Here is a 6,979-nt window from a genome sequence, read left to right as displayed (position 1 = left end):
TTTGACGAGCGATTCCATCTCTTCGTGGTAGAGCAAATAGCTATCTTTTGGTCCCACTTCCGGATAATCCCACACTTGCATGATCTCCATCGGTGCCGTTTCGATCCACTCTCCGTTTTCCCAATAACGCCCTTTGGCGCTTACTTCGCGCAGGTTGATTTCAGGATTGAAGTTGGTTGCAAACGGATAGCCGTGATCCCCCGCATTACAGTCGAGAATATCGATGGTATGAATTTCGTCGAAATAGTGTTTTTGAGCATAGGCACAAAAAACGTTGGTAGCCCCTGGGTCAAATCCACTTCCAAGCAACCCCATAATTCCAGCTTCTTTGAAGGCTACATCACGCTCCCATTGGAGTTTGTACTCGAATTTCGCTTCATCGGGATGTTCATAGTTAGCTGTATCCAAATATGGGGTTTTGGTCGCGATACAGGCATCCATGATCGTCAAATCCTGATACGGAAGCGCTACGTTGATGAGGATTGACGGATTATATTTATTGATAAGGGCAATTACCTCTTCGGTTTTGTCCGCATCGACCGTGGTGATTTCAATCGCACCTGATGGAAGTTCGCTTTGGATCTCTTCGCATCGTTTCAAGGTACGACTTGCCAAGATGATACGATCGAAGATATGATTGTTCATAACACATTTATGTGCTACGACGCGCCCTACTCCGCCGGCGCCGATAATGAGTGCAGTTGCCATAGTCAAACCTCAATAATTGAAAATATAATGGATATTATAAGCAAATCTCTCTTACGAGAATGTTACATACACAACGCGTTGTAGAGAACCAGTCCCCAAATCAATGCTAGCATACTCAAAGAAAGGAACACCAAGGCAGCGCCCGCGTCTTTTGCCCGTTTTGCCAACTCATGATGATCGAATGTGACCAAATCGACCGTTCTTTCCACTGAGCTATTAATCATTTCCGCCATGATCGGGATGAACATAGAGACGGACAAGATGGAACTTTGTACGAATGAGATCGGCAATACCCACGCGAGTATCATTCCCACCACAAACAAAACGATTTGGAGACGAAACGACTTTTCATTCTGACTCACTTCACGCAATCCTTCAAGTGCATAGCGGGTATTTTTAAAAAGGGTATATTTCGGTTTATTCAGCGCCATTGTTTTTTTCTCCTAAGATAGTACTCCATCCCTCGTAAATTCCATGCTCTTGAATCGCTGATTCATAAAGAGAAGTCGTCGTATCGGAAACAATTTCAGGGGTAATCGGTTCTGTTTTGATTAAAACGACACCGTAGGCGTAGTCGCTTTCATTATCTGTGACATACTCTTTTACTTCATAGGCGTAGGATGAGAGTTGCGTAACGGCACGCTCCATGGAAGTTTTGGTTTGGAAGAAGAGATAATGTTCCACTTCTCGGGCGATATTCAAATCATCACCCGCCTCAACCAATGCTGCAATCGTTTGTCGATTTTGAATACTCAGAAGTCCGTACGGGTCAGGAAAGAGATTGTCGAGATACATTTCCCATTTGGAATCTCGGGAAGAGCCGCGTTCATAGGCGTATCCGCCGTGGCGAGCGATGACATCAAAGGTGATATTTTCAAACCGTTTTGAATGTGGAGCATAAAAATAAAATTCAGCCCACCCCTCTTTCATAACTCTGCCTGCAAATACACCTTCCATGGATGTTTCAAGGGTATTAATCAAATCTTTCGAGAAATCAATGAGTCTCTCATCCAGAACGTCTGCTTTTATAAATAGCCATAAAAGCCAGTTTTTATCCTCTTGGGGAGCTGTATCAATAAGGTCTAAATCGACATCGCATCGGTAAGGGACATTTTCATCATCAAACAGCTCATAAAATTCAATCATAGCAGGGAGAAACCTTATTTTTTTGCTATTATAGGGTCTTTATTCTTGATTTTCTCCCAAGTAGACACCGACGCTCAAGGATAAGAGTGATTCTTTGATGGTATTAATATCATTTATTGAACTGAGGATGAAATGGAAAAAGGCACCGATCATCTTTATCTCATTTTTTCATAAAGCTCTCTAAGTGTTTGAACAAAAAGGGGATGGTTATTTGGACACCGGCTTACACGGTACTCTTCAAAACCGAGTTCATGCGCGACATGCGCATATTCGATCGAGAGCTCAAAATCGGTTTCGGAATTATCGATTGTAAATGCAATAGGGATGATAATAACCCGTTTATGGCCAAGGGAACGCAGAGCGCTTTCCAAGGAAGGTTCCAGCCACTTCATCGGTCCCACTTTGGATTGATACGCCACATGAGTTGCGTGGAAATGGAGCCCTTGATCTCTCAACATCTCGGTAAGAAGTTCAGTATGTGCAATGATGTGTCGTTGATACGGATCACCTTCATCAACTATCTTTTGCGGCAATCCGTGTGCAGAAAATATAACATCAAACGATTCAGCGCTATCGCTGCCTAACGCTTCTTTGATCCGTTCTACAAGACATTGATTGTAGGTGGGATGGGAAAAGAAATGTTTGATTTCGGTTGTGATGACTTTCCAGCCGATTTGGTGAGCTGTAGTTTCAAAATCGTCCAGCGAAGATTGTGTCGTTGTGGTCGAATATTGGGGATAGAGGGGGATGAGGTAGACCTTTTGAACCCCCTGCTCTTTTAGCCGTTGCGCAACCTCATGAGCCATAGGCGGAGTATATCGCATGACAAAATCAACGATGATAGAATTTGGAAGCGATTTGGATAAATCCGAACACAGGGATTTAGTGAGGTCGACTATAGGAGATTTTCCTCCGATTTGCCGATATATATCTTGAGATTTTGAGGTGCGGGCGAGCGTAATCATTTTTGCAATGAATTTACGCAATAAAGTACTTTTGGTTCGTATGATATAAGGGTCGTTGAACATGTTGTGTAAAAAGATCTGAACTTCGTCGAGATCATTCGGTCCGCCCATATTTAGCAGTACAATAGCTTCTTTCATAAACAAGTTGTTATCCATTCATTTTTTAAGAAAGTGTACCATAACAAACCGTTAAAATTAAGAATTATAAAAAAAACTAAAGCTTTTTGGTTTATAATAGCTTGAATGCAGAAAAAAGAGGAGGTTGAATGCGGATAAAACGGACACTTTTATTACTGGTTTTACTTACCGTAGCTGCCCAAGCAGATACATCGAGGCGTGAACCCTCACTCTTTTTAGAATATGAACGAGAAGTTAAAAAGGTAAACGATTCGCACAAAAGTGACGACGAAACGTTTGTTAAGCCTGTCTCCATCAAAACAATCCAACCTTCCGAAGCACCAAAGCCTGTAACAATAGCTGAACCTGTAAAAGTGTTAAAAAATACAAAAATCGATGTTGATAAAATCGGCGCGGATGAAAAAGCTTTTTTGATTGTCAACAAACCAGAACCAAAAGAGTCTTTATCGGCTCGTAATGATGAGGTCAAAGGGGCTGAAACTCCAAAAAATACCCCTCAAAAGATTGTCAAAAATTTCAAAAATGCTAAAGAAAAAGTACTGGCTCGTGCTAAAGAGTTTTTAGGTACACCCTACGGTTTCGGCGACAAAGACGGAGACCGCACCGATTGTTCAGGATTTACCCAGCAGGTATACAAAACATTCGGAGTCTCTTTGCCTCACAGTGCTACCGAACAGGCACTTTTGGGCGAAAAAGTGAATCCCGATGAGTTGCAAGTCGGTGATCTTCTCTTTTATCGTACGTACAAATCCGACCCCTCTCATGTAGCGATTTATGCCGGTAACGGACAAATCATTCATGCGTCGTATACCGCACGAAAAGTTCAATACGATTCGATTGACAAAGGGTACTATAAAGATAGATTCATGTACGCTCGACGGCTCGCATTCAATAGCACCAACGATCATGATGAGTAACCATGTCGACACCTCTTTATTCCATTCTTGATCAGCACTGGCTTTGGAAAGAGGTTTACACCAAACTCGACATTTCGTCTCCCGCGTATCAATACTGGAACGATACCCGTCATATCAAGCTCAATCGCTATGTTTTTCTCGAAAAAAACACCCTACCAGCTAAATATGCCCATATTGAGGAAGATCTTACCGATCTAAGTGGCTATTTGCCGACACAATATGCTGCGACACAGCTCGGTATTGATAGTCATATCTTTGCCTACCAGAAAATGCGTCTGCATAATCAATTTGAGTACAAGTTTGTTAATGATATTAAATTCGTCAATCTCAAACGATTTTTTCTCGAAAACGGGATCAAAATCGGGAAAAAAAGTTATGTTCATATGGCACGGCTGGATCAACTCATTATTACTCCTGATTCGCGCTTTTATCGTATTGATGACAATTACGGAGTCGTAGTTTACGATTGACGTTTTGCCCAGCGCGGAAAAAAACGTGACGGCGACAAAATAGGATTCAATTCTTTTCTCTCAACCAGCCATTCGCCCAACCGTTTTGCCAAATACGGTGCGAGGACAAATCCGTACCCCCCCGAACCGTTGATCATTGTTACATTCGGATAGTAGAGATATTCCGATGGATCAATGTTCTCACCGTGACGTATATGGGGGAACTTTTTTAATGTTGCCTCAGCATCGACCAAATTTCCCAACATTGGGAGATAGTCGTTGGATCCTGACCGTAATCCCATGTAGTCTTTTATAATGTTAATATTATTTAATCTCAATGTGTGTGAAGCCTTTTCGATGAGTATGGTTCTCCCCTGCTCTACGTCATAAGGTTCTCCTGAAAACGGCGAATAATGGACATCGTGCGTCGCTCCGATAGCGACTGTCGCCCCTTTGGTGGTCGGAGAGATTGAGACATGATGGTGTAATATACACGGGATGTGCATTGAAGTTTCGATGTCGATACGGTGCCCCCAAATACCTCTTAAACCGACATAATCGATCGGTAGAAGCTTGGGATAGGCTCCGATGGTGAGGACGAGGTGTTTGGCTTGCAGTGCACCGATCTGCCATACCCCCTCATTGTGAATTAATTCTTTGATTTTGAGGAGATAAAAATCGATCCCCTCTGCCATAGCATTGCATACCCCTTGCGCGTCAACAACGGCTCCGACATCAAAATAGATCGATGATGCGTTTAATGCCTCAGCACTTAGAAGAGCCTGTATTTTGTGGGGGATAGCAAAGTGTTTCAGATGCGTTTCATGTTTGAAAGATTCGACTTTCTCACCCTCTTTCGGGCTATTGGCGATATGAAGAAGCGGTTTTACAAGGGTAAATTGCGGGAAATGGGTGGTATAAAAAGCTAAAGCTTCGGCGTGAGCCTCAGACATAATCTCTTTGAGCTCGCCGGCTTTGGAGATTTTAGGGGAGATAAAGGCTCCAGCCGCACCGCTACCGCCGGAGGCGATACCGTCCTGATCGATCAGAGCGACGTTAAGACCTGCTTGGGCGAGCGTATAGGCGCTACAACAGCCGTTTACTCCTGCCCCGATGATGATGACATCATAAGGTGATGTTTTTGATGTCGGCAATCGAATAAATCTCAGCGTAGATCATCCCGACCAACGCTTTACGATTGGCACGGACCGCTAAATCTTCAGCATTAACCATAACGTTGTCGAAGAAGGTATCCAAGGGTGCTTTGAGGGCGAAGAGTGCATCCAAACGCTCTTCCAGAGTTTCGTAATCTCCATCCATAGCGGCTTTTGCCGAGATATAGAGGTTTCGCTCCGCATCGTTTTCAAAAAGCGACTCATTGACATTGAACCCTTTATCCATCGCTTCATCTTTGAGGATATTGCTGACCCGTTTGAAGGTTGAGAATGCTTCGAGGAATGAATCGGATGTTGCGATTGTGGCAACGGCACGGATTTTGCGGTCAATGTCGAGAATATCCAGCTCTACACTATTGTCTTTAGCAACAACGGATTGAATAATCGATGGATTGATCCCGACGTACGCACCGCCGAGACGTTCGATAATAAAGGTTTCGATATTCTTTTTATACTCTCTGTCTTGAGGATACAAAGAGGAAAGCTGATCGATCAATGTTGAAAAATTAAGAGGGATTTTGTGTGCTACGGCGATTTTGATAATACCGTTGACAGCACGGCGAAGGGCGAACGGATCGCGTGAACCGGTCGGGATCTCACCGATACTGAACATGCCGATAAGGGTATCGACTTTCATCGACATCGCAACGATGGCACTAAGCATGGTAGATGGGAGTGCGCTATCCTCACCCGTAGGGAGATACTGTTCTTTGATCGCCGTGGCGACTTCGGCAGATTCACCGAGAGCTAACGCGTAGTAATACCCCATTAGCCCCTGAAGCTCGGTAAATTCATAGACCATCTCCGACATCAAGTCTGCTTTTGCCAACTCCATCGCTCGCTCTAAATGCTCAGGATTAATATTGTCATATATGAGATTGGAAATCGTCGAAGCAACCACTTTTTCCCGCTTAATTTTTTCCGCCAACGTCCCTAAACCGTTCATGAAAACGACTTTTTCCAATCCTGCGGTACTGAGTCCTTTTTTGAGGTCATTTCGGTAGAAGAACAATGCATCGGAGAGGCGCGGACGGAGAACGCGCTCATTCCCTTCGATCACTTTGCTAAAATCATCACACAGAGCGTTCGAAACCACAACAAACGCATTGATCAGTTTTCCGTCTTTGAATACGGGAAAATAACGCTGGTGCTCTTTCATCGAGGTGATGATAACTTCCGGCGGGAGTTCGAGAAAATTTTCATCAAATTTGCCCAATAGTGGTGTCGGATGTTCCGTGATAGCGACGACTTCATCGAGCAGGTCTTCGTCGATTTCGATGGTAATACCGTGCTGAGATTCAAGCGCAGCAAAGTTTGCCAAGATCGATTCGCGGCGGCTTTGCGGATAGAGATCAACCGATCCTGCTTTAAGGAGCTCAAAATAGTGATGGATAGAGTCGACTTTTTTCGCCTCAAAATGGCTGATACGGTGGACATGGGTTACAGACGAGGATCGGACGGCAAAGAGTTCAACATCGACG

Annotated in this window: 8 protein-coding genes; 2 read left to right on the top strand and 6 right to left on the bottom strand. The window is 43.8% G+C overall.

The window, feature by feature from the left end; genetic code table 11:
* The 4 genes from JHC35_RS03430 to hemH form a co-directional block, all read right to left on the bottom strand.
* The coding region (locus tag JHC35_RS03430) for a saccharopine dehydrogenase NADP-binding domain-containing protein (protein WP_295042012.1) at positions 1-708 on the bottom strand (708 nt) is incomplete at its 3' end.
* Positions 709-770: 62 nt separating this feature from the next.
* Positions 771-1,139, bottom strand: coding sequence for a diacylglycerol kinase (locus JHC35_RS03425; protein WP_295042009.1), 369 nt, complete (start codon positions 1,137-1,139; stop codon positions 771-773).
* On the bottom strand, positions 1,126-1,854 hold the full coding sequence (locus JHC35_RS03420) for a DUF695 domain-containing protein (protein WP_295042007.1): 729 nt from the start codon (positions 1,852-1,854) through the stop codon (positions 1,126-1,128). Before JHC35_RS03420 ends, JHC35_RS03425 begins: the two co-directional genes overlap by 14 nt.
* Positions 1,855-2,009: 155 nt before the next feature.
* Positions 2,010-2,957: a ferrochelatase gene (hemH, locus tag JHC35_RS03415; protein ID WP_295042005.1), complete on the bottom strand. Its 948-nt coding sequence runs from the start codon at positions 2,955-2,957 to the stop codon at positions 2,010-2,012.
* Between the two features lie 128 nt (positions 2,958-3,085).
* Between hemH and JHC35_RS03410 the strand changes: the two genes are divergently transcribed.
* Both JHC35_RS03410 and JHC35_RS03405 read left to right on the top strand, forming a co-directional pair.
* Positions 3,086-3,874 (top strand): C40 family peptidase, encoded by a 789-nt coding sequence (locus JHC35_RS03410; protein WP_295042002.1) that lies wholly within the window; start codon positions 3,086-3,088, stop codon positions 3,872-3,874.
* Positions 3,875-3,876: 2 nt separating this feature from the next.
* Positions 3,877-4,344: a hypothetical protein gene (locus JHC35_RS03405; RefSeq protein ID WP_295042000.1), complete on the top strand. Its 468-nt coding sequence runs from the start codon at positions 3,877-3,879 to the stop codon at positions 4,342-4,344.
* On the opposite strand, the gene JHC35_RS03400 is transcribed toward JHC35_RS03405, so the two are convergent.
* Positions 4,335-5,477: an FAD-binding oxidoreductase gene (locus JHC35_RS03400; RefSeq protein ID WP_295041998.1), complete on the bottom strand. Its 1,143-nt coding sequence runs from the start codon at positions 5,475-5,477 to the stop codon at positions 4,335-4,337. The genes JHC35_RS03405 and JHC35_RS03400 overlap by 10 nt on opposite strands.
* The coding region (glyS, locus tag JHC35_RS03395; RefSeq protein WP_295041996.1) for a glycine--tRNA ligase subunit beta at positions 5,449-6,979 on the bottom strand (1,531 nt) is incomplete at its 5' end. The genes glyS and JHC35_RS03400, both read right to left, overlap by 29 nt.

It is taken from the genome of Sulfuricurvum sp. (assembly GCF_022759005.1).
GTDB lineage: Bacteria > Campylobacterota > Campylobacteria > Campylobacterales > Sulfurimonadaceae > Sulfuricurvum.
The sequence above is the reverse complement of the archived record's forward strand: the minus strand, read 5'-3'. Positions and strand labels throughout refer to the sequence as shown.